Genomic DNA, 23632 nt, shown 5'->3' with positions numbered 1-23632 from the left:
GCTCACTCCCGCATTCCCCTCGCCGTGGTGACATCAATATTCCCGGTAACTGCAGCCGTGATAAGCGCCTGCTTTCGTTCGACAAGAATTTCAAGCTGGCGCTCAATTCCCTGCACGAGCTTTCGACAGTCATCTTCCACGGCCCGACACCTCTCTACAATTTCCCGCTGTTCATCGAGATCGGGCATCAGAAGGGGAACGGAAAGCAGGATGGATGTATTAAGATTTGCCATGGTACTTCCCACTGATTGCAGCTCGAAGTAATGACGAATAGCAGGAATACTCAAGTAGCGGCTAAGGTAACCGGCTTCAAAGACGTCATTCTTGAAACGAACACGAAGTGATCCCGTACCGCAAACCCATCCCGCTTCTCGCGATGTGACGATTCCTGTTCGCCCAAGTTCCCCCCTACGGCCGAAAACCACATCGTCCTCTCGTAATATATGGCGCGAGAGACGCATCCTGATTTTTTCTCCCACCGCCATGCCTGGCAGGGAAATCAGGCCATCCGGCGTGATGTTTGCCGGATTGATCACAGGCCAGCCGTCGTCAACATAGTCTTCAGCATGTAGCTGACTCCCGAATGGGCCGGTCTGAACCTCACACTCTACGTTACGCAAACGCCCTTGCCGCCAACGGCTAGAGATCTCCCCAAGCGGAAAAAAATCCGCATTAACTCTATCGGAATCCAAAGCGCCTCGGACAAGCGCGTCAACAAGCACGATGCGGCGCTCGACAATAAGCGCACGAGACTCTCTTCGCACTTTTTGGATTTTTTCGATCTGCGCTACCTTGTCATCAAGGAAATCAGCAATGCGCCGCTGCTCTTCCAGCGATGGCAATTCGACAGGAAGTGACCTAACTCGCTCGGCGCTTACATGGTAAATGTTCGCGCCTGTTGCAATAGAAGCAAACAGGCCCGACCCAAACGCTGATCGCGCCCACCATCCGAGGAATCTTCCATCGGTCACTCCTTGACGTGGCCGCAACCTGAGAAGAGTGTTCTGAAAGCAGACCGCTCCGCCTATCTCGCCAGCCCAAACTGCGGCCGCACCGACTGACGACAGGCTGCCACTTCCCTCAGTTACCAGTACGTCCCCAGGAATCAGAGAGAAAGTTTTCTGCTCCTGCGGAGTGAAGTTCATTGACATCACATCGTCGAGCGCCAGCTCACCATCCTTGACATTAGCCGCCCTCAAATAAGGGACCATGTGCGGCCCATCAGCGTGTTGAGGGGCTCGCTGACGTCCCAGAGCGACTTCGGCCACCCCTCGGAGAGAAGTACGTGTCCAGCTCACCTGGTTACCTCACCCAGGAGCTTCTGAATCTCGGCCTCAAGCTCCTTGAGCTCAGCGTCGATCTCCTCCAGCGGACGAGGCGGCGTGTACACATAGAAGTACCTCGTGAACGGAATCTCAAAGCCGAGTTTGGTCTTGGAGTGGTCCACCCAGGCGTCCGGCACGTGCGGCAGGACCTCGCGCCTCATGTACTCCTCGATCTCCGCCTCCCGCTCCGCAGGGGTGGAGTTCATCGACGTCAACGGCACGTTCTCGTTGTCCCGAAGGTCGGCGTCCGGCAGCGGGTTGTTCTTCCGGTCGGTCTGGAGTTGTCCTTCGGGGTCGCTGACCGCGACCTCCGTCCAGACGGCCTTCTCCACCGGGGCGGGCAGCTTGCTCAGCCCGTGCTCGGCCAAAGCCGCATCCAGCTTGCCGGCGAACTCCAACTTCGTGCCGCAGGCCGTACCGACCAGGGAGCCAAGAGCGGCGAGCAGCGCGTCACGCTGGGCGAACTTGGCAACCGCCTTGGCCTCCCCCACCGCCTCGGCGGTCAGGTCCGTGACCTCGAAGCGCTGGCGGAGCGGGCGTTCCACGGTGATGCGCTGGTAGCCGAAGGCGTGGCGGGGGAAGACCTTCACCTTGGCGTGGTGCTCGTGCTCGGAGTCCGCCGCGATGGCGAGCGCGTTCTTGTAGATCGCGGTCAGCTCGGTGATCTGGTCCTCGGGGATGAGCTTGCGCTTGTCGCCGAGAGATTTGCGCATCTTGGTCCAGGAGGCGCGGGCGTCGAGCAGGATCACCCTGTCCTTCAGGGCGGCGGCCTTGCGGTTGGACAGGATCCAGAAGTAGGTGGAGATGCCGGTGTTGTAGAAGAGCTGGTCGGGCAGGGCGACGACGGCCTCAAGCCAGTCGTTCTCCAGGATCCAGCGGCGGATCTCCGACTCCCCCGATCCGGCCGCGCCGGTGAACAGCGGGGAGCCGTTGAAGACGATCGCGATGCGGGAGCCGCCCTGCTCGACCGGCTTCATCTTGGAGATCATGTGCTGGAGGAAGAGGAACGAGCCGTCGTTGATGCGAGGAGTGCCCGCGCCGAACCGGCCCGCCCAGCCCAGGTTGTCGCGCTCGTCCTCGATCTGCGTCTGGACCTTCTTCCACTCCACGCCGAACGGCGGGTTGGCCATCAGGTAGTCGAACCTGCCATCGGGGTGACCGTCCTGGGTGAAGGAGTTACCGAAGGCGATCTTCGAAGGGTCCTGGCCCTTGAGCATCATGTCGGAGCGGCAGATCGCCCACGACTCCGGGTTGAGCTCCTGGCCCGAGACCTTGACCGTGGCCTTGGCGTTGTATCCCTTGATGTACTCCTCTGCCGCGCTGAGGATGCCACCGGTGCCGCAGGCCGGATCGTAGACGGTCCGGACGATGCCGGGTGTCATCACGTCCTGGTCGTCGGGAGACATCAGCAGATTGACCATCAGCTGGATGACCTCGCGCGGGGTGAAGTGCTCACCGGCCGTCTCGTTGGAGATCTCGGAGAACTTCCGGATCAGCTCCTCGAAGACGTAGCCCATCTGGTGGTTGTCGACTACATCCGGGTGCAGGTCGATGGCGGCGAACTTCGACAGCACCAGGTAGAGCAGTCCGGCCTCGTCCAGGCGGGTGATCTGCTCGTCGAAGCGATATTTGTCCAGCACCTCGACGGCGCCCGGAGAGAAGCCCCCGATATAGGCGCGCAGGTTCTTGGCCACGTTCTCGGAGTCGGCGCTCACCTTCCCCAGATCGAGGAGGCTGGTGTTGTAGAAGCTCGCCTCCGAGGCGTTCCTCAGCTTGATCTCGACCAACCTGGGCGGCAGAGACCCGCTCTTGAGCTTCTCCGCCTCGGCGAGCACGGCCTGCTTGGTCGGTTCCAACACACAGTCGATCCGGCGCAGCACGGTGAAGGGCAGGATGACCTTGCCGTACTCCGACTGCCGATAGTCACCGCGCAGCAGGTCGGCCACCGACCAGATGAAGTCCGCGTACTTCTGGTGGTTACCGCTCACCGTCGTCCCTCCGTGTTTCCAATAACTCGCGCTCCCCATCTTCGCCAACCGCGACCGGCTGGCGCGACAGACAGAGAAACTTCCCAGGCCACAGTGGATATGGTCACAGCACCGCCCACCCATTGGGACAGGGGAACGCCTCTGCCGAACGCCTGGAAAGCCCGTACGCCCAAGACTACCGCATCCCGCACGCAGACAACAGCAACCATCATTTCCTTTGTGGCTTCAATTCACAGATGCCAAACCTTGGCCTGGACCCGCCCATCGAACGTCAGACCTGTCGTGGCACCAAACGCGGAGGCATCGACCGGGACGGGTTGGCATAGCGGGCGTGCGCACGTTCCACCTCCCTCTCCCACACCATCTGAAGCACCTGTTCGGTCTGTGGAACCTGGAAGCCAAGCCCCTTCAGTACCTGACGGAACACTGGATCCGCCCTTCCGTCAGGCAGCGTGATGAGCGCCGACAACATCGGGATGACGTCAGCGGCCGGTGTGTCCACGGCGACGAGCACGGCGGTCCAGTCAATGGGGTTCCGGAAGACAGGGCCGCCCAGCCGCTTCAAGATGTGCACCCAGTCGATGGTCGTCTGTTTCCACGCGACGCCGATCAGAAAGTGCCGCATGCCATTTACCAGATCAATCGTGCTCGCCGGCCTGAGGAGATCTTCCCGACGTTCTACCGCCCTGTTCTCCTCCGACCTCGGTGTGGGCGTCCGCCGTTCCTTGGCACCAGACACGTCGGTTTTTCGTGAGTCGGATTCGTGCTTCACAGCGCTGACTGCCGGGGACCGGCCGGCGGCAGCGTTCCAGGCCGAGAACCTCTTCAGCCATTCCTCGTATTTTTCGATCTGCTTGCGCACGCCTTCGAGATCCGAAGCCACAGCCGTCGTCTTCCTGGCTTCGAAGATCAAGTTGGCCATCGCAACAGAATCTCTTTCCTTTCTGGCTCTCCCCATCCGGTTCAGCAGAGTGTTGATCGTACTTCGCTCGTTCCGGTGCGCCTGCCGGAGCGAACCGGCAGCCCGCTTCTCAGGAGGCGGTGTCGCCGTTCGTGCGGTCGCACTCTCTATCTGGCTGGCGGCCGGCGGAAGGCCTTTCGCTTGTGCGCTCCTCCGGGCGGCGACCCATCGCTTCACCTCGTTGAGTTCCTGCCGTCTGAGGCGAAATGCCGGCAATGCCAACAACGTGGCCCTGTCATCCACGGTGAAAAGGCGGTTCACCTCCCTGAGCAAGCGCGCTACCTCCTCAACGTCCTGGACCGCCTGTGCCTTGCGGATTTGCCTGATCGGCGGTATGAGACTGGCGCGGACCCATTCTTCGTCCCGCGAGATCGTGCGCTTGCTGACGGTACGAACCGTGGTCACCACGTCGGCGGACGGGGAAGCGGGTTCGGTCGGCGCTTGGGGCTTCTCAGAGGCGAGCGAGGTGAGACCCTGCGCGTAGATGGTCCAGACGATTCTGGATTCGCCTTCGTACCATGCCGCATTGGCCACCGCCGGACCGACCAGCCCATAGAGACCGCCGACCAGCAGGTCCATGGCGTCGGGCAGCACCACGCGGGCCGCCATCGTCTGTCCGGTCGGCTCCGAGACGGCCTTCGCGGCCACCGAGTGGGATCCCGCTGGGATGCCGGGCCCCCCGACGGGCTTCATGACCGCCGTCTCAGGAACGATTGTCACCGCCTCGGCCAGCAGGGGCAGACCCATCGGGCCGGAAGTTCGCTTGCGGGGTTCGACGAGTTGAACGCGCCGTGCGTCCTGGAGAACGGGGGTGACGATCCCTCGTTCGGAGATCTCGCACTCGCTTAGATCGTTCCAGACGAGGTTGCCGTCTCGCGTCTCGGTTCCCACCTTGACGATCCGCTCGCCGTCTTCCGTGTCGCATCTGACCCGGAGGGCGTATCCGTTCCGGTCGACAAGGTTCCTGGCGGTGCGGGTCGCTCTCGGCCCGAACATCCACTCGACATCACGGACACCCCGGCGAAGCGCCCGATCCGCCTCGATCCACCTTTCCGGCGTCAGGTTGGCGAGTTGGACCCGGATCAGAGATCTTCCCTTTGGCTCGCTCACGGTCAGGTCCGTGCACTGTCCGTCGGACATGTTTCCCTGGAACCGCTGTGACCGAGCGCCGCTGAACGCACCGCTCAGCCCCCGGTGGATGTATAGGTGGTCGGCGCTGTCCACGCCGACATGTCTGCGTTCACATGTGGGAGCCCTGCCGTCCTTGTCCGGGTAATGCGCGAAGTGACACACTCTGTCCTTGTAGATCTTGCCGGAAAGTTGCCAGCCGCATCCACCGAGCCATTCACCGCACCAGAAGGTCTCCCCCTTGTATTTCCTGAGATACGGCTCGGCGTAGTGATGATCCTCAGGCAGGGAAAGAGGGTGACCTGATCCCGGGTCACCAAGAACTGCCGTTTGAACCTTCCGGTTGTCCAACGCCACAGGACCTCTCAGGAGCCACGTGCGGGGATGAAGGTGATACCGCAAACTCCGCAAACTCCGGAGTTTGCGACAGATCGCCGAATCCTAACGCCGTGACAGGCGACCGAACAGGGAAACGACGGCTCTTCCCTAGGAGATCGGTTCAGGTGGGGTGAGTGTTCCATGGGTGAGGCCGTGAAACAGCGCGGCCACCGTCGAACGGCCGGACGCGCTCAGCTCCCTGAGCTCGGCCTCGAAGGCGAAGATCTGCCGGAACACCTCTCCATATCGTCTCTGCTCCCCCGGCGACAGGCGCGGCACCTGGGCGCGGCGGGGGTCGAAGCGTGTCGCGCCCGACTGTGTGCCGACCGTCGCGGCGGAGGACAGCGTCCGGACGAACCCCGCGAGGAAGAACGGGTCGAGCCGGTCCGGATCCGGCCTAAGCAGGACGAGCCTGGGGCCGAGCAGCAGGCCCGGAGTCTCGACGACCAGGGTCGCCAGACTGTTCCCCCTGGCGGCGACGACCACGTCTCCGGGTTTGACGGTGATCCGGCCCTCGGGCTGGGTGCGGGTGGCGTCCGCCGGTTCCCCGTCGAACAGGTGCCGATCGGTCAGCACGGAGTCGCCCACCCCGTCGATCTCGAACCGCCCGGCCTGCTGGACGGTCAGCGCTCCGACCCGCTCAAGCTCCGCCAGGCCGACCGTCGGCAACTCCCTGCCCGTCCCCGCCATGGCCTCGGGCAACAGGGTGGAGAGCCGTCCGAGCCGTCCGGCCAGGCGCTCACGCAGGAGAGGATAGGTGTCGGCCGGAACCGCCCGCGTCCCCAGGTGACGGGCCGGGGTCACGTCGACGTCCTCGTCGACCAGGTCGATGATCGGAACCGTACGGCTCTCGCCGGGCCGGTCGACGTCAAGCTCCGGGTCCGCCCGGAACTCGTGCCAGCGCTCGACGGTCGCGTCGGCGTCGCCGGGATCGGTCTCGGCCATCAGTACCCGGGACGGGGTACGGCCGTCACCCGACGGTTTGCGGAGCACCCAGACGTGCACGGGGAGCCCGGTGCCCGAAGCCGCCTTCGGGGGGAGGCCGATGACGGCCTGGAGCGTCCCGCTGCGCAGGAGGTTGCTGCGGATGCGACGGCCAGAGCGGCGGTTGGCCACCGTCGCGGGCATGAGCAGCACCGCGATTCCGCCCGGTTCCAGGTGGGCGAGTGCGTGCTGGACCCAGGCCAGCTCGGACTCCGTCTTGGGCGGCAGGCCGTACTCCCAACGCGGGTCACTCGTGAGGTCGTCGTATCCCCAGTTGCGCTCGTTGAAGGGTGGGTGACACACGACCGCGTCGACGGTTAGGCCGGGCCAGGCATCCTCACGCAGAGAGTCGCCCGTTTTGACGGTGCTGTCCACCACGCTCAACGTCAGGCGTGACTGGGCCAGCCTTGCGAGGGAGTCTTCTTGTTCCTGACCGTAGGCGTGTTCCACGCCGCGCACCGCGGCGAGGAGAACCCCGAGCCCGCAGGCCGGGTCGAAGACCGATCGGACGTCCGGCCCGATCAATCGCGCCATGAGGTCGGCGACCTCGACGGGGGTTTCGGCCAACCTGCGGGAGTGGACGTCGGCATAGCGGTCCAGCAGGAAGCGGACGGCCTCGGCGTCTCCCTCCTGCTGCGCGTATTTTCGGACGAGCCTCCACACGGAAGCGGGGAGCGTGTGGGGCTTTCCGCCATGGTGCAGCAGTTCGGTGGCCTCGGCGACGCTCTCACCGAGCCGGAGATCGTCGGAGACGGCACGGATCTGTTGCCAGACGCGTTCCCGCAGCGGCAGTTCCTCCACCTTGCCCTGCTCAAGCAACCACGTCTCAACGGCCTGGAGGGAGAACGCCGGGCTGGTCGCCGTACCCCCGACGGGCTCGGGGAAGTCCTCGTGCCGCTTGCGCCAGTTGCTCACCGCCGCGCGGCCGACCCCCGCCATCCGCGCGATGTCGGCCGCGGTGACGGTCGCCTCGTCTCCTGCCATCATCGGCCCCGCACTCCCCGAATGGACCTTCCGCCCCCTCGGACGGACATATGTGGACGTCAAGATATCGCAGACGTTGACTGTGCGTCGACCACCGGCGTTCGTCACGTGAACATCATTCACGCATATAATGCGCTGACCTGGGGGAATCCCTCCCTGAAAGCCAGGTCCCGGTGACGCCCCGTAGTGGCCCTCCCGTTCCGGAGGAACGGCCGGGCTCACCCGAACCGCCTGACGGGAGACAAGGCGTCAGCTCACTCTCCAGTCTCTCGTCGCCGTCGTAGTGTGCCGCCGAAGCCGCAGAACCTCGCGGAACTCCGTCTGGCGCCTGGCCGCCCCGTGGACCAGCATCACCTCGCGTGCCGACACCTCGTCGGCGATCTCCAGCAGCCCGCGCCTGTCCGCGTGCGCGGACAGCCTCATCAGATCCACCCGCGCCCTGACCGGGATCCTCCGCTCCTCACCCATGTCGTCGACGACCAGGTGGGGGGAGACACTCTGAACCGAGGCCAGGAGTCTCCTGCCCGGCGACTCCTCGTCCTGGTAGCCGGACAGGAACAGGGCGCTCCTCGGATCAGGGAGGATCTTCGCCGCCCACCGTACGGCGGGCCCTCCGGAGAGCATTCCCGAGGTGCTGATCACCACTCCGCGGGTGAACCTGTCCATGTCGCCGGGCCTGGCGCGGCCGACGTTGCCGCCGAAGATCGACAGCGGGTGGGGACCGTCCGCGGTCACGGCCTCAAACGACCTGCTGATGTCGGCGGCCATACCGTCGACCAGGACCGGCACATGCGGGAGGTGGCTTCGCATGACGAGGGCCAGCTCCTGCGCCCGGCCGAGCGCGAACGCCGGGATGAGCACCCGGCCCCCCTGAGCGTAGATTCCCTCAACGGCCCTGACGAGCTCACCGACCAGGCCGTCCCGGTCGCGGTGGTCCTCCGTACAGCAGGTGGACTCCATGACCAGCAGGTCGGCGTAGCGGGCCGACTCGGGGACGGCGTAGCCGTCGACGCTCTTCTGCCGGAAACCTGAGATGTCGCCCGTGACGGCGACACGGGACTCCCCTGCCCGCACCACGACCCCCGCCGCTCCCAGGATGTGGCCCGCGGGGAACAGCTCGACCGTCAGGTCCCCGACCCGCCGCGGCACGCCGAAGGCCAGCTCCTCACAGCGCAGCGCCGCCTCGTCGATCGCCTCACGAGGGTAGAGAGGCTCGGTGTCCCCGCCCCAGGTGCCGGCCAACCGCCGCCGTTGATCCATGATCTTCACCGAGTCGAGCCACATGGCGGGCATCAGCTGAACGGTCTCTGGCGTGGCGATGATCCGCAGGTCCGGCAGCCGGTCGGCCAGCGCCGGGACGTATCCACAGTGGTCGTTGTGGGCGTGCGTCACCACGACGGCGTGCAGGGGGCCGTCCAGCGCACGTGCGATGTCCGCGGGCGGCCTGGGCGGGTCTCCTGGGACGAGACCGGCGTCAACGAGCACGCGGGTGCCTCCGGCCTCGACCAGCAGGCAGGAGCCGCCGATGCCCGTGCCTCCCCCGAGCGGCACGACCCTGAGGTCACGTTCCCCGGAGACGGCGACCGTGGCCGTGGGAGGCGGCTTCGGAGGTTCGATCAGCGCCCGAAGTACGCGGACGAACGACTCGGGGGTGATTCCGGCGAGCCGCGCCGTCGTCTCCAGCAGGGAGGGGGCGGGAGCCGGAGGCGGCTGCCGCCACAGGCGCGGATCACGGCTCTGCGAGTCGCCCTCGGGCTCCGGTGGTTCCTCTTGTAGCAGCGCCAGCAGCGCCGACGCCGTGGACACGGGGTCACGCAAGCGCCGCCGCGTCGCGGAGAGCTCGGCGTCGAGCCGTTCGGCCCGTTCCACCGCCTCACGCGCCGTCTGCCGATGTGCCTTCACATCGGCCAGGGCGTTGTCCCGCTTCCCCGTGGCCGTCCGCAGCTTCTCCTGTAGCTGCTTGTTCCTGTCGTGCAGGCGGCGGAGCCTACGGTCGACGGTCGCATCGGCCTGTCTACCGCCCACCATCTCCGCGAGTCTGACCGCTGCAGCCCGGACCTCCGGGTCGGTGTGGAGGAGAAGTCCGGCGAAATCCCACTCAGCCTGCCGCGAACGCGGAATCCGCAGTCGCTCACGGCAGAGCCGCCGCAGATCGTCCGACTGGGCCAGCATGTCGAGTAGCGCGGCCCTGTGGTCGGCGGCGAACCTCTCAGCTCCGCCCGTGTACCCGGCCATCGTGGGGCGGCTGAGAACGGCCTCCGCCGCCGCGTGCAGCAACGAAGCGAGCAGATCGGTTGTCACGAGCGGGTATCCAGCCATCCGGTCGCCTCAGCCAGGACCGGCTCGCAGGTGAAGGTGCCGTCGGCTCTGGGCTCCAGTGCGCCAAGCAGGCGAAGCGCCTCGACCGTGGCGGCCCAGGAGGAATATCCGTCAGCACGAAGACGGTCCCGGCGCGCCGTACCCGCCGTCTCGCCACCGGCCATCTCCTCCAAATACTCGGCCAGTTCGTCCGGCCGAGCAGGTCCTACGTCGATCACCTGCCGCCAGGCCCAGCCGAGTGTGGCGTCCCTGAGCACGCCGGTCGAACTGACAAACTCCTCGGCGTTGGCTCGGGTCCACTCACGGCAGCGTTCGAGCGCGTCGTCACGGTCGACAGGTCCGCCCTCGATAACCTTGCTGATCAGGATCGGCCATCCGCCGGTACACCACAGCAACGCCTCCTGACCGGCCGGACTGCGATAACCGAGATCGACGTCGTTCATCCACTGGCGTACGTCCGCCTCTCCGTAACGCCGTAGCTCCATGATCCAGACAAGGTGTGACAGGTCGTCCGTGTCCATACCCGTGCTGAGCCAGAGGGGAATCAGCTCGGGGGATGCCAGCAACGCCAGCGCCAGCGTCCCACCGCCTCCCTGCGACAGGGCGTTCACCGCCGTCCTGAGGACCCCGGATGCCTGCTCCCGCGAGCGCCCGGACAGATCCACGACCACGACGCCGTGTCCGCCGCTGTCCCTGGCCCGCTGGACCGCACCCTCGAAGGTGTACTCCCTGCCCGCCCGCCACACCTGGGCGACGTGCTGCCGTCCGGCCTCCTCCTCCAGCGCCGCGCCGACACGTTCGAGGTGGAGTGCCGGGGAGCCGGTGATGAGGTGGAGACTGTCCCGGTGGCTCAGCAGCCGGGTCACCTGGGCCCCGGTGAGCGGGGAGCGGTCCGGGCCGTTGCGGTAGGGGGCACGGTAGGAGTGCGCGTCGAAGGAGTCCGGCCGCTCGAACTCCTCGGCCTTGTCAAGCACGGCGTAGACCTCCTCCGCCCCGCCCAACAGAGTGAGGATGTGAGGGGTGCGCAGGCGGTACCCTCCGGCGTCCGAGGAGAGCACTCCGAGGTTGACGCACTCCTCAAGCAGGCCGCGGAAGCCGTCACCCGTGCACCCCTCGAAGCCCTCGGACCACCAGGTGTGGCAGTCCTCCTGCAGCTTCTGCACCCCGATGGTCGCGTCCATGCCGTTCGACAGCGCGTGGAAGGCGACCGCGTAGGCGATCACCTTGTAGCGCTTGTCCAGGTCCAGCGTCCACTCGAACCGGTCCTTGAACCCGACCGTGAGCGCCTTGTCGCGCCAGACCGCGGTCACGTCCTCGGAGGTGATCTCGTATGGCAGGCCCCCGCCGTGGACCGGCATCCGGCGCAGCCGCCGCAGCAGGGCCTCGGCGAAAAGCTGGATGTGCGCGGGGGCGTTGTTCGCCTCGGCGATGACACGGGCCGCCAGGGTGTCCGGGAAGCGGAAACCCAGCGCCATGAGGGGTCGGGTGAGCAGGTCGAAGGCGTCCTGCGGGTCCAGCGGACCGATGGGGATCGGCGTGCCCAGGTGCGGCAGCGGCTGGTTGGACAGGCTCTGGAACCTGGCGGTCTGATGGAGTCCGGCGAAGACCACCTTGACCCGTCCGTTGGTACTCTGCATGAGGTCGCGCAGAGCCTCGACGTTGGTGAACTTCGCGTTGGCGGCATCCTGGTTGAGGAAGGCATCGGCCTCGTCGAGCAGGATCAGCACCTGCCTGGTGAGATCGCGCTCGATCCACCGCCTGACCGCCTGGCAGATGTCTCCCCGGTCCTTCATCACCGCCCCCGACTGGGGAAGCACTCCGGCCTCGGCGAGCCTGCCTGCCAGCCGTGGCCACAGCGCGCTCTCCTGAGAGATCTTCCCTATCTCCTGGATGGTCTCCAGGATCACAACACGGTCGGGGTCACTTCTGCGGAGGCTCCGCTCGGCCTCCCGCAGCAGCGCCGACTTGCCGAGTTGACGCCCGCCGTACACGATCGACGAGCCCGAGCCGCTGATCACGCTCTCCAGTTGGGCGTCGCGGCCGTAGAACATCTCCATCGGCACGTCCCCGGTGGGGGCGTAGGGGTTGGCCGCGCTGAACGGCGCGAGCAGGCTGACCACGGCCGTCCAGCTCGCCTCGGGCAGCGCGGCGAGGTAGCTGACCGCGGCGTCGTCGATCATCATCGTGGCAGGCCGGGGGCGCCTGCGAGCGGCGGTTGCCAGCTGCTCCCGCTGCCCCGGTGACAGCACCCCGAAGTAGAACACCAGGACGGCCTGGTCCGGGGGCTCGTCCCTGAGCCACTCGATCAGTTGCTGCGGCCCAGGCCTGCGCCAGACGAACAGCAGCCGCAGACTGTCTCCCGACGGGCTCATCTTCGAGCCAAACGCCGGAAGCAGCGCGTCACCCGTCCGAACCTCGTTCAGAGTCACCCACAGCCGGTTCTGCGCCGTCTCTCCCGGCTCCTGCCGACCCTCCAGTCCGATCATTCGCAGCACGGCCTCGATCGCGCCCTTCAGGTTGCCGGCGGACTTGGGCCCCTCAGCCAGAGATTTCCACAGGCGCAGCCCGTTTCTCACCTCCTCACGCCGCCCGGCGGGCAATGCCTGGAGATCGAGCCCCGCTCCCGAGATGACACTGTGCAGCTCCGGGTCGGCGACGTCCCGCCCGCTCCGGATGGCCTCCAGCAGGTTCCTGACCCACTCGTCGCTCTCCCGCTTCATGGCCCGCCCTCCCGAGGAGAGGATGGACATGTTCTCGAAGGCCTGGGGGAAACTCGGAAAGAAACGACTGAAGTGGTCAAAGGACCCCTGGTCGGTAGGCAACGACATGCTCGCCTCCGCCTGGACCAGATACTCGCGGGCTGTCGTCAGCTCGCCCCTGGCAAGACGCTCCCTGATGCGGGGCGCCGCTTCTCGCACGTCAGGGTGCTTGGCACTCTTCTCCTCCAGTCGAGCCTCCTCTTCTGCGATCCGCGCGACGTAGACCGCCTCCATCTCGGCCTCTACCTCCTGGGCGCTCTCCGCGACAACGCCGAAGTCCTCCCGTCCTGGCTCTGCCAGGGCCTGCAACCTGCCGGTCATCCTCCTCGCGTCGGCCTCGGTGAACACCCCCTTCCTGCGCCGGTCGGCCAGTAGGTCCCTGAGCGCCTCGATTCGCTCGTCCCTGCTCTCCCGCGCTTCCTCGACGAGCTTCTTCCTGCGCGCTCGCAGCTCCGTCGCGAGTTCCGGGTCCTGTCGCTCGACCGCCGTCACCACCGCGCGTGTCCCCTCGTGGTCGCCAAGGGCAGCCCGGGCCTCGAAGGCCTTCTTCCAGTCGGGGGCGTCCGCTGTCGCGAGCCGGGCCAGCGTCTCCGGTGCCGGAGTCTCCCTGGGACGCAGGGTCCCAGGGTCGAGCCTCACCTCGGGGGCGAGAAGAAGGTCCTGGTTGAGCACTGTGGCCACCGTCGGTTCCGTCTCGCTCAGCGCCTCACCGTCAAGCAGGTGAAGTGTGTCGGTGATCAGATGCGCCGCTCCCGCAGCGGCGGCCGCCAGCACGGGATCTCCCGCCTTCGCCAGAGCGCTGAACTCCTTGGCGAGATTCGCCCTGTGCGGGCCGACCGCCGCCCGGAGCTTCGACAGCTCCTGTGACGGCCATTCGTTCGCCCCGTTGCCACGCCGGATCTGGACTCCCCGAACGGCATTGGCCCAGTCCGCAACGAGATCCAGGGACTCCTCGACCATCTCGACCAGCTTGGCCCGAGCCCCTGCGATGATCTTGGTCTTTCGGGAGCCCGACGAGCGTTTCGCCTCGGCGTCGATCAGACGGTCGATCCTGCCGGCCGTACGCAGCCCGTCCAGCTTCTGGACGGTCTCCTCCAGGAGGCGGACATCGTCTCGGGCCGCGACTCCGACCAGATCGCCCACGGCTCCGTCCGGCTGGATGAGCGACTTCCACACCACGGTGGCCGCGGCGAACTTGATGTTCCGGTGCGGCCCCTCCTCAAGCAGGCGCGCGCACGCGACGACCGTGCGTTCGTGGTCGCGTTCAGCCCGCGCCGAGTCGCGCATCTGGCCGGAGAGCCCAGGAACGAGGTAGACACCGGAGCGCAGTGCCTGCCGGAAGGCCTCCCCGCACGCGGTCATGGCCGGATACCCCAGGACCGTCGAGGCCAGCTCCTCCACCAGGCGCTCGGATGCGTGGGTGGGGTGGACGAGTCCCGCACGGATCGACGCCGCCCAGGCGAGGAGGCGGCCTGCGGAGTCGTCGGCCAGGTCATCGGCCACGATCCGCTGGGCCGTCTCGGCGAATGCCGCGGAGAGCCGCCCGGCGAACGCGCTCATGTCAGCGGCCAGCGCGGCACACCGTCGTGCGGCGATCTCAGACTCCGGACGCCCCTCGGCCGCGCGAATCCAGGCCGCGAGACCGAAACGCCGCGCGTGAAGCGCCGCGACCTCCTCCGGGCCACACCTCCCGGGCGTCCCGTCAGGGTTCCCGGGCGCCTCCGTGGAGTTTTCGGACGCCTTCTCGGGGTTCTCGGTGAGCGGAGGTCCGGGGACGACGATCCGCGCGGCCCGGGGCGGTTCCGGGTCCGCGGTCACCGAGTGCTTCGGCGCCGTGGACGACGCGGGCTGAACCACGCTCGTCTCGGACCGGAGGCCGAACCTGCTCTCCAGCATGCTGTCCAGGCTCGCCAGATCCGGCTCCCGCGTCTCCTCCGGATCGGCCGTAGTGTCTCCCGGAGGGGGTTCGTCGTCGGGGGCGGGGGAAGGCTCGGCCCCTCCTTCGTCGTCCGGCCCCGGCCTGTCCTCCTGCGCCTCCACGGTCGCGACCTTCGCGGGGAGGGCGTCGCCGGTCGGTGGTTCCAGCCTCAGACGTCCGCCCAGGGCCGCCCGGATCACCGGCTGCCACCGCGAGGGCAGCTCCCTCCTGGCGGACTCCTCAGGGTCGTCGGCGAGCAGCACCGCGTCCGGGTCGGCGGACAATTCGATCAGCTCCACCAGAGCCTCAAGCCCGGCCGAAGGCCCCTTCGCGGCGGCTTCGCGGACCTCGTCTAGCAGTTCGTCGAGAAGATCCGGTCCCCGCAGACCCGCCAGGGCGCCCACACGTTCGGCCCGAACCCGCCTGTCCTCGACCTGGTCGAGGGTGTTCCCCAGTCCGGCCAGCGTGGTCCCCGTGATCTCCGCCGCGCCCGCGTCCCGGAGCCGTTCCCTCACCTCGTCGAACCCGTCCAGGGCCTGCACGATCGTGTCGACGTCCGCGTCAGAGGGCCGTACCCCACCGGACAGATCTCCGTGCACGCGCCCGGCCGCCTCAGCGGCCGCCGCGAAGTGCTCTTCGAGCCGCCGCAGGGAGTGGCGGAGGTCGGGGACGGAAGGGCCGATCAGGTGCTCCTCGGGCATCTGCCCGCCTTCCTCTTCGACGGTGACGGCACCGGGCGGGGACGCCGGCGGGGGCGTCAGGGCGAGCTCGCACAGGACGTCGGCTCCGGCTGGGGTCTCCGGCAGGTCGGACGTCTCGTCCCGGGCCTGCCGCCACAGTTCCCTGACGACCGTTTCGGCCTCGGCTCCCAGCCTGTGAGCCGAGGGGACCAGCATGCCCAGGGCGACGGCGGAGAGCGGCAGGTCCCTGCGGAGGACGTCTGCGAGGATGAGGTCGACCAGGTTCGCGGGCAACGGCGCCGTCCTCTGCAGCGCCGTCCCGATGTAGCCGGCCTCCACCAGCACCTTCTCCGCGGTCTCCGCGTTCAGCAGGAGGACGCAGTCTTCAGCGGACAGGTCGTCGCGGTTTTCGAAGGCCCACGTGACCAACCTGCTCAGGGCGTCGACGAGCCTTGACCGCGTGATATCCGAACCGCGCAACATGCCGACGAGGTTCGCTGCGGCCGACGGGGTTATCACCTTCAGGCTGGGCAGCCCCACCAGACGGAAGATCGCCTGCCGTCCCTCTGGAGGGTAATGCCCGACGGCTGCCAGGAAGTCCTCGGCGGTCACCCTGACCGTGGCGCCCGCCAGCACCCGGTCCACATGCCGAAAACAGTCGAAACGCGAGAGCGACCCCAGCGGGGCCGGGTGTTCGGAGTCGCCGCACCGGCAACGGATCCGCTTCACGATCCAGGCCACCTCCATCTCCGGCGGAGCACGCCGAAGGCCCAGGACGGATGGTTTGTCTGACCGGAGCCCGCTCTGTGCGACCAGAGACGCGCCTGTTCACCCAGCGACGGCTTCCGTGTACAGGAAGGTATATCAGAAGCATCTTAACTTCAATAAGCGACAGTTTGACTGTGAACTTGAATCACAAAATTACTGCATGCGACTCACGCCAGTTCACTCAAGGAGCGGCAGCGGCCCCGTCGTTCCGGTTCGCGCCAGAGTGCCTCGAGCGAGAAGGCATCACCATCGGGTTTCGGTTGGCCCCGCCCGTTCGCCGAACGTACGAGAACAGCCATGACTTCGCACACGAGCGTGAAGACGTCCCGCGTTCCTCACCCGAAGTCCCGGAGCCACACCGTGGCCATGATGGTGCCCAACCGTCGGTGCTCAACGAAGTACGGTCAGTGTTGCCTCAAGGGTCGCACAACGGCTACCCGTTGGTGGTGGTTTCACCCCTATGCCAATCCGAATCGGATATGGGACAGTTGGTAGAACCCTCAGGTGATCACGTTGTCGCCCGGTCAGGGGTTGCCGCAGATCGCCGAGCTCGTGCTGGCGCTGGTGCTCTCCTTCGCCATCGGGCTGGAGCGCGAGGCCCGTAACAAGAGCGCCGGGCTGCGCACCCACACGCTCGTCGGCCTGGGCGCGGCGCTGTTCATGCTGGTCAGCAAGTACGGCTTCAGCGACGTGCCCGGCGCGCACGTCTCCCTCGACCCCTCGCGGGTGGCCGCGCAGATCGTCTCGGGCATCGGGTTCATCGGAGGCGGCCTGACCTTCGGCACGGCGCCACGCCGCTGACCAGGAAGACGTCTCGGACTGGACAGAGATCGGCGTGCAAGTCCAAAAGGACGATGGAGGAGAGGCCGCCCCAGCCACCGTTCACGGCTTCAGTTTGAGCTTCTTCCTTGACGTGCCCGGGAACACGGTGACCAGGTGTTCCTCTCCCGTTTTGCCCATTCGTATGTAGGCCCGGAGCCGGTAGTGGCCCTTTCCCGCGATCGCCAGGTTCGGCATCGGGGCGCCCGCGCCCACGTCTCCCCCGTCCGCCTCCGGCACCTTGAGCCAGCCGCTGCGACTGACGACCGGTACCTCGGTGACCTGGTCCCACCCGGCTATCCGCTGTGGCGGCGCGGTACGGAAGGCCTTCACCGTGAGGCACAGATCGATGACGTCTTCGAGGTGTCCTACAAGCACCGCGCTGTCGAACGCCCCGACGAGGGTGTTGTCGTCGTAGAGCCTGTCCGTCGCCTGTTCCGCCGCCTTCTCGACCTCTTCGACCTTCGGGTCGTGGACCAGGTAGCCGTGGTCGCCGTCGGCGAACAGGAAGTATTTGGCCGTGGCCTGGACGACGCCCTTCGTCCGGGGCCACGGGTCGCGGCACTTCGCGTTCTCCTCGGCCACGTAGGCGGCACCCGCGTCCTCCGTCTCCTTGGTCGACTGCAGCAGCTCGGGATTGGTCGCGCCGATGATCTCCGGGCAGATGTAGACGAGGTCCCACGGGTCCACGCCCCAGGCGGGCCGCTCGCTCCCGGCCCGCGTCAGGATCGCCTTCTGTTCCTCGCGATCCTTCGTGCGGCACAGAGTCCGTCCGTACCCGAGGATTCCCTGGTCCGACAGGCTGTCCGGGAACAGGGGTGGCATTCCGTCCGCTGTGATCCGTGCCCGGCACAGGAACGCGGCGTCGCGTTCGGTGGGTTTCAGGTCGCCGAAGCTGGGCCGGTCATAGCAGTCCATCGACCAGCCGGTGTAGGTGAGGTGTGGGGTCTGCTCCGGGTGGATCATCACGGTGATCGGCAGGACGACCACGGCCGCCGCCACGATGCGGACCGCTTTGCTCCGCGCGGGCGGAGGGCCCACCGGCCGGCCCCCAACGGACAGTTCACGAGCGGTCGCCGCGATCCACACGGTGCTGACGAGCTCCAGCACGTCCGTTACAACCGGTGCCACCGGATTGGCGTAGAAGTCCCATCGGAAGAGAACGCTGATCGCGATCATCAGCGCGTAGTCACCGACCGACAACCACCCCGCGATCTGCGTACCACGGCTCCACCGGCCGTCGCGCCGCTGTCCGACGATCGTGATGACGGTCGCCGCCACTCCGCCCAGCATCATGCCGAATCCGAAAACGTAGCCCGTCCCGATCTCCGGGAGGTCGAGTTCGTCGAGGAGTTCGTCGGCGATCCCGGCCAGCTCGACCGCGAAGATCGCTCCGGCCACCACGCGCAGCATGCGGGATCGCCAGCGGATGACGAGCAGGTAGAGAACGTCGATCGCGGTCCACAGTACGAGTTGGAACGCCACATCGACCGCGTCGGGGAGCATCCCGATCGGAATCCACAGCACGAGGGAGTACGCCACCGCCAGATACAGCAGTCGGCGCAACACCCTCGTCCGACGGTCCAGTGGCCCCGGCGCGGGGGTACGCAGGATCAGCCACAGGAGCGCGGCCTTCACCAGGGCGGCCACGAGCAGCGCCACGACTGTCGCGGCGTCGAACTCGCCGTCCACGTAGAACCTCGCGTAGACCGGCGATGTCCATTCGACGGCCGCCCAGAGCCAGGCGTCGCCGAGCACCAGGCCCACGACCGCCGCCACAAGGGACAGGCCTACTAACCCAATCCTGGTGATACGCCAGAAACCATCCGAAAGCACGGAAAGTGATCTTAGTCCGGCACCGCCGTACAGGCGGACGTAGCGGAGCGTACGGTTTCACCCCGCCGGCCAGGCTTCGTGGCTTTCGACGAGACGTCGATGACGGTGCGGCTCCGCCCGGGGTGTTGACCCAGATGGAGACCAGAGTTGTTTCCCGCCCCGACTCCCTACGGTTCGCCGTGGAGCCGGGGCGGAAGATTGACCTCGGGTTTCTCAGTCGCCGAGGGACGAGCCGAACTCCCCAGCCTTCACACCGTTGAGGAAGGCATTCCACTCAGCAGGAGTGAAGAACAGCTTCGGGCCCTCAGGGTCCTTCGAGTCACGCACAGCGACCAGATCAGCGTGCCCGGCACCCTTCAACTCAGCGACCTCAACACAGTTCCCGCCGTTGTTGCCGCTGAGGCTTGACCTACGCCACCGCACCTTGCTCACGTCCATTTTTCCTCTGCCGTTCTCTTGATGAGATCCAACGACATGCTCAGAGGCAACGCCTCTATCCGAATGGCCTCGAACTGCTTGACGGCCGCCGCCACCTCGTCCCGGTCACCGGTCGTCAACCCGTGAATGGCCGTCTCCAAATACGCTATCTCGACACCGCCCTGCAGGGTGGCGATCGCGAACCCCGCCAGAATGCCCGTGCGCACGCAGCCATGCGGAACGACCTGAACGCTGATCTGAGGACCGGCGATTTCCACCAGATGCTTCAGCTGTTCGTAGACGATTTCCGGGCTGCCCACCAGACGGTGCAGAACCAGTTCGTCGATCACGCATCGGAGGGTGGGCGGCGGAGGGTCCTCGCGGGTCAGGATGGCCTGCCGCTCAAGTCGGGCTGCAGCCGCGATGGCGTCACCCAACAGAGCACGCGCGTAGGCCTCGGTCTGCAGCAGTCCCGGCACGACCATCGGCTCGTATATCCGCAGAGTTACAGCGTTCTGCTCCTTGTCGCGCCACTTCCCGAACCAGGAGGGGAAGACCTGGCCCTTCCTCCAGTCGAGGAGGCGGTGGAGGGCTCCGCCCGTGTCGAGGACCCTGTCGCATGTCTCGGCGAAGTCCGGACTGGCCGGGAGCTGGCCTGTCTCGACCCCGCTGATCAGGGACTCGCTGAAGTGGATCCGCTCGGCGAGCTGCCCCTGGGTGAGATTCGCGGCCTTCCGGTAGTGACGCAGCTCCCTGCCCCATATCGCCTGAGGCGTGTAGAGGTTGACCACGATGCCCCCCTTGCCGGAATTCAATGACGGCGCCTTGAATCCCAGAGCTCGACATTGGTAATCGTTTCATCACCAAGCGTAGTCACCGCTCGGCATCCTGAACATACAAAACCGAGAGCGGAAGAGAAACCCCATGGAAGAGATTCTCGAAACGAGCGTGGCACCGAGCGAACGCCTCCACTCAATGGATCTGGCCCTCTCCGTGCTGGGCGAGAGGTGGATTCCTCGCGAGGCGAGATATGTGGCGTCCGCCCGCCGGTTCGTCCGAGAGATCGCCGTCGACTGGAAAGCGGCCGAAGGCATCCCGGAAATCGCCGAACTCCTCACCTCGGAGATCGTCACCAATGCCGTCGTCCACGCCGCCGCACGTCCCGTCCAGGTCTCGGTCATGAGAGAGGGCAGGCTGATGGTGGTCGAAGCCTGCGACTTCTCAAGCGCGGTCCCCCAGATCAGGAGCGCGGCCTCCATGGAGGCCTCCGGCAGGGGACTCACCGTCGTCAAGGAGCTCTCCCACGCCTGGGGCTGGCTCCCCAACCCCCACGGCAAATCCGTCTGGTTCGAACTCGTGGCGTGGCCCTGAAGCCAGGAAGGACAGCTTCCACAATAGGCCCGTCGACATCTCAGGACACCACAGCGATATCCTCAACAGTCTCATGAAAAGCGATTCATCATTTTCCACGGTATGGCGAAACTCAGGGGCAGCCACTTTGGGGAAGAAAATCCCCGGTGCGGCCTCGGACACCAGAGCAGGCAGGCGTCACGCCGGGCAGTCGTGGGGGTCGATGCTCTTCCTGGCGCCGGTGACCGTGATCTGGGCGGGGCTTTCCCGCAGCGTGGCGGCGGTCGTGCACACGATCTGTTCGATGGCCAGTCGGGAAAGCTCACCGGCCGGGGTGGACAGGGTCACCACCAGGTGGCCCGCCCGCTTGGTGGTGACCGAGAACGGGGCGGCCCCGGGTGGGACGTCGGTGGTGAGCCCGTCCGACCGTTCCATCACGGTGGGTCCGGCCGCCAGCAGCGCGAGCGTGTCCTTCCGGAACACCGGCCGGTCGCTGGGCCGTGTCACCGCGCTGAGCCTGCCGTCCCTCACCAGGTAGAGGGTGATCTTCCAGCCGGGCGCGACGACTCCGCGCGGCGGCTCGCCCGCGTCGATGGCACCGTCGCTGGGGCGCACACCGCAACCGGCCACGGCGACGAGCGACACAAGACCCGCGGCGAGCGCGCGGCGGGCGATCCCGGCCCTCGCTCGGAACCCCTGTCCCGAGCGGGTGCCCGGCGTGACGGTCCCCGTTCGGGACCCTCGGCCCGGACGTGCGCCCGGTGTGGCAGCCCTCATTCGGGACCTCCTTCCGGGTTGTGTTCTCCACGTGGCAGGCGCAGGGTGAACACGGCGCCGCCGTCGGGAGCGTTGGTGACGGTGATGTCGCCCTGGTGCAGGCGCGCGTTCTCCCTCGCGATGGCCAGGCCCAGGCCGCTGCCCTCGGACCTGGCCCTGGCGGCGCTGGCCTTGTAGAACCGGTCGAACACGTGCGGCAGCACCGCCTCGTCCAGCCCCGGCCCGTGGTCGCGGACCTCGACGGTGATCCAGTGCGGGTCGGCGCGCAGCCGTACCGACACCGGGGGTTCGCCGTGCCGCAGGGCGTTGCCGACCAGGTTCGCGAGGATGACGTCCGCCCTGCGCGGGTCCAGCCGCGCCGTCACCCCGGGTGGGAACTCGGTGCTCACCTGTTCCGACCAGCCCCGGGTGCGCAGGGTCGCGCGTACCAGCTCGGCCACGTCGACCTCGTTCAGCGCGAGGGCCGCGACGCCGGAGTCGAACCTGCTGATCTCGATGAGGTCGTTCACCAGGGCGGTGAGGTTGAGCGTCTCCTGGCTGACCAGCCTGGCGGCTCTGCCCGCGTGTTCGGGCAGTTCGGCCGCCTCCTCGTCCAGGACCTCGGCGACCGCGGTGAGCGCGGCCAGCGGGGTGCGCAGTTCGTGGGAGACGTCGGCCACGAACCGGCGGGCGTCGGCCTCCATCTCACGGAGCTGTTCGACGTGTCGTTCCAGCTCGGCGGCGGTGTCGTTGAACGTGCGTGCCACCTCGGCCAGTTCGTCGGAGCCGCGCACCGCGATCCTGGTCCGCAGCTCGCCCTCGCCCAGCAGCCGCGCCGCCCGGCCGAGTTCGCGCACCGGGCGCAGCACACCACGGGTGGCCAGCGCCGTCAGAACGACCGCGAACGCCAGGGCCACCCCGCCCATGAGCCAGGCGAGCACGGCGAGGTTGTCGATGGCGCGCTGTTCGGAGGCCAGGCTGCGCGCGACGTAGACCTCGATGTCGGACGCCCGGGTCGACCGATCTTCCTCGACGATCAGCAACGGCGTGCCGATGATCAGATAGGGTCCGTCCTCCCACACCACGCGTTGCCACGCGATGACGCCGTCGGCCACCGCCCGCCGCAGCTCGCCGGGGATCGTCCCGGGGGCCAGACCCTGCCTGCACGGGCGGCCGAAGGGCAGGCAGGGCCGGGCGGGGCCGGCGGGCGAGCGTGTCCCGTGGTAGACGGCGACCGCGTCGCTGTTCCTTTCCGCCACGACGCTGACGATCTCGCTGAGTTCGTCCGGGCCCGGCGTCGGGTCCCGCAACGGGAAGAGCGCCTGCAGGCGGTCTCTCATCGCCTCGACCGCGGCGTTCTGGGTCCGCTCCAGGATCTCGTTGCGGGCCACGACGTACATCCCTCCGGCGACCGAGGCCGCGGTGACCACGCACAGCAGTGCGAACGCGGCCAGCAGCCGGGCGCGCAGTCCCAGGTTCAGCCGGAGTGTCACACCGGGCCGAACCGGTACCCGAACCCACGGACCGTCTGCACGTAGACGGGCGCCGCCGAGTCGTCCTCGATCTTCGCGCGCAACCGCTGCACGCACGCGTCCACGAGTCGTGAGTCGCCGAAGTACCCGTGTTCCCACACCGACTCCAGCAGCTGCTGGCGGCTGTGCACCCGGCCCGGTGTGCCGGAGAGTTCGAGCAGCAGGCGCATCTCGGTCGGGGTGAGGCCGACCTGCGTGCCTCGTTTGGAGACCACCAGGGAGGCCCGGTCGATGGTCAGGTCCCCGTACCGCTCAAGTTCGGCCTGGTCGCGGCCGACCCGCCGGAGCACCGCGCGGATGCGCGCTTCGAGCACCCTGGGCTGCACCGGCTTGACCACGTAGTCGTCGGCGCCCGCCTCAAGCCCGGCCACCACGTCGATGTCGTCGCCGCGCGCGGTCAGCATGATGATCGGTATCTCCCTGGCGGCCCGGATGCGGCGGCAGACCTCGAACCCATCCATTCCAGGCAACATCAGGTCGAGCACGACGACGTCGGGAAGGTCCGCGCGCAGCCACTCCAGCCCCTGCTCGCCGGACTCCACCCCGCGCACCCGGTGTCCGTGCCGGGTCAGGGCCAGCTCAAGGCTCTCCCGCACGGCCGGATCGTCCTCGATCAACAGCACTCGTGACACGTTGCCGGGTTTCACCGCACGCTCCGTACCTTGTCCGCCGGTCGACTCCGTCCACTGTCGACCGGCCCTGTCACCGCCCCGTCCGCGCGATGTCTTGG

At 67.1% G+C, this 23632-nt stretch carries 13 protein-coding genes and 1 pseudogene; 2 read left to right on the top strand and 12 right to left on the bottom strand.

From position 1 onward, the window contains the following. Nucleotides 1-2 precede the first annotated feature (2 nt). The 6 genes from ABT340_RS17545 to ABT340_RS17520 all read right to left on the bottom strand — a co-directional run bounded on the left by ABT340_RS17545 (nt 3) and on the right by ABT340_RS17520 (nt 16165). Entirely contained in the window at nt 3-1298 is a 1296-nt protein-coding gene (locus ABT340_RS17545; RefSeq protein WP_352011786.1) for a restriction endonuclease subunit S, read from the bottom strand. After that, complete coding sequence (locus tag ABT340_RS17540; RefSeq protein ID WP_352011785.1) at nt 1295-3313, bottom strand: type I restriction-modification system subunit M; 2019 nt, start codon at nt 3311-3313, stop codon at nt 1295-1297. Before ABT340_RS17540 ends, ABT340_RS17545 begins: the two co-directional genes overlap by 4 nt. A gap of 271 nt (nt 3314-3584) precedes the next feature. Continuing rightward, a complete protein-coding gene (locus tag ABT340_RS17535; protein ID WP_352011784.1) occupies nt 3585-5759 on the bottom strand; it encodes a hypothetical protein in 2175 nt (724 codons plus the stop codon). Between the two features lie 129 nt (nt 5760-5888). Beyond that, nucleotides 5889-7751: an HsdM family class I SAM-dependent methyltransferase gene (locus ABT340_RS17530; protein ID WP_352011783.1), complete on the bottom strand. Its 1863-nt coding sequence runs from the start codon at nt 7749-7751 to the stop codon at nt 5889-5891. A gap of 246 nt (nt 7752-7997) precedes the next feature. After that, on the bottom strand, nt 7998-10049 hold the full coding sequence (locus ABT340_RS17525; RefSeq protein WP_352011782.1) for an MBL fold metallo-hydrolase: 2052 nt from the start codon (nt 10047-10049) through the stop codon (nt 7998-8000). Beyond that, nucleotides 10046-16165 carry a hypothetical protein gene (locus ABT340_RS17520; RefSeq protein WP_352011781.1) on the bottom strand — a complete coding sequence of 2040 codons (6120 nt, stop codon included), beginning with the start codon at nt 16163-16165 and terminating at the stop codon, nt 10046-10048. The genes ABT340_RS17525 and ABT340_RS17520 overlap by 4 nt, the downstream gene beginning before the upstream one ends. 531 nt (nt 16166-16696) lie before the next feature. On the opposite strand from ABT340_RS17520, the pseudogene ABT340_RS17515 reads away from it, so the two are divergent. Then, a pseudogene (locus tag ABT340_RS17515) lies at nt 16697-16972 on the top strand (MgtC/SapB family protein); the annotation flags it as partial. Nucleotides 16973-17074: 102 nt separating this feature from the next. On the opposite strand, the gene ABT340_RS17510 reads toward ABT340_RS17515, so the two are convergent. From ABT340_RS17510 to ABT340_RS17500, 3 genes are all read right to left on the bottom strand, one after another. Next, nucleotides 17075-18790: a hypothetical protein gene (locus ABT340_RS17510; protein ID WP_352011780.1), complete on the bottom strand. Its 1716-nt coding sequence runs from the start codon at nt 18788-18790 to the stop codon at nt 17075-17077. Nucleotides 18791-19060: 270 nt separating this feature from the next. Continuing rightward, the gene (locus tag ABT340_RS17505) at nt 19061-19285 is read right to left on the bottom strand and encodes a DUF397 domain-containing protein (protein WP_352011779.1); all 225 of its coding nucleotides are present in this window, start codon (nt 19283-19285) and stop codon (nt 19061-19063) included. After that, nucleotides 19276-20055: a helix-turn-helix domain-containing protein gene (locus ABT340_RS17500; RefSeq protein ID WP_352011778.1), complete on the bottom strand. Its 780-nt coding sequence runs from the start codon at nt 20053-20055 to the stop codon at nt 19276-19278. The genes ABT340_RS17505 and ABT340_RS17500 overlap by 10 nt, the downstream gene beginning before the upstream one ends. Nucleotides 20056-20239: 184 nt before the next feature. On the opposite strand from ABT340_RS17500, the gene ABT340_RS17495 reads away from it, so the two are divergent. Continuing rightward, on the top strand, nt 20240-20635 hold the full coding sequence (locus tag ABT340_RS17495; RefSeq protein ID WP_352011777.1) for an ATP-binding protein: 396 nt from the start codon (nt 20240-20242) through the stop codon (nt 20633-20635). A 177-nt stretch (nt 20636-20812) separates the two neighbouring features. On the opposite strand, the gene ABT340_RS17490 is transcribed toward ABT340_RS17495, so the two are convergent. From ABT340_RS17490 to ABT340_RS17480, 3 genes are read right to left on the bottom strand one after another with little or no spacing between them, the layout of a single operon-like run. After that, nucleotides 20813-21391 (bottom strand): GerMN domain-containing protein, encoded by a 579-nt coding sequence (locus tag ABT340_RS17490; RefSeq protein WP_352011776.1) that lies wholly within the window; start codon nt 21389-21391, stop codon nt 20813-20815. After that, nucleotides 21388-22863, bottom strand: a complete 1476-nt coding sequence (locus ABT340_RS17485; RefSeq protein ID WP_352011775.1) for an ATP-binding protein — start codon at nt 22861-22863, stop codon at nt 21388-21390. Before ABT340_RS17485 ends, ABT340_RS17490 begins: the two co-directional genes overlap by 4 nt. Next, the gene (locus ABT340_RS17480; RefSeq protein ID WP_352012080.1) at nt 22860-23534 is read right to left on the bottom strand and encodes a response regulator; all 675 of its coding nucleotides are present in this window, start codon (nt 23532-23534) and stop codon (nt 22860-22862) included. The genes ABT340_RS17485 and ABT340_RS17480 overlap by 4 nt, the downstream gene beginning before the upstream one ends. Between the last annotated feature and the right edge of the window lie 98 nt (nt 23535-23632).

Source organism: Streptosporangium sp. NPDC000239, assembly GCF_040300765.1.
GTDB lineage: Bacteria > Actinomycetota > Actinomycetes > Streptosporangiales > Streptosporangiaceae > Streptosporangium.
The sequence above is the reverse complement of the archived record's forward strand: the minus strand, read 5'-3'. Positions and strand labels throughout refer to the sequence as shown.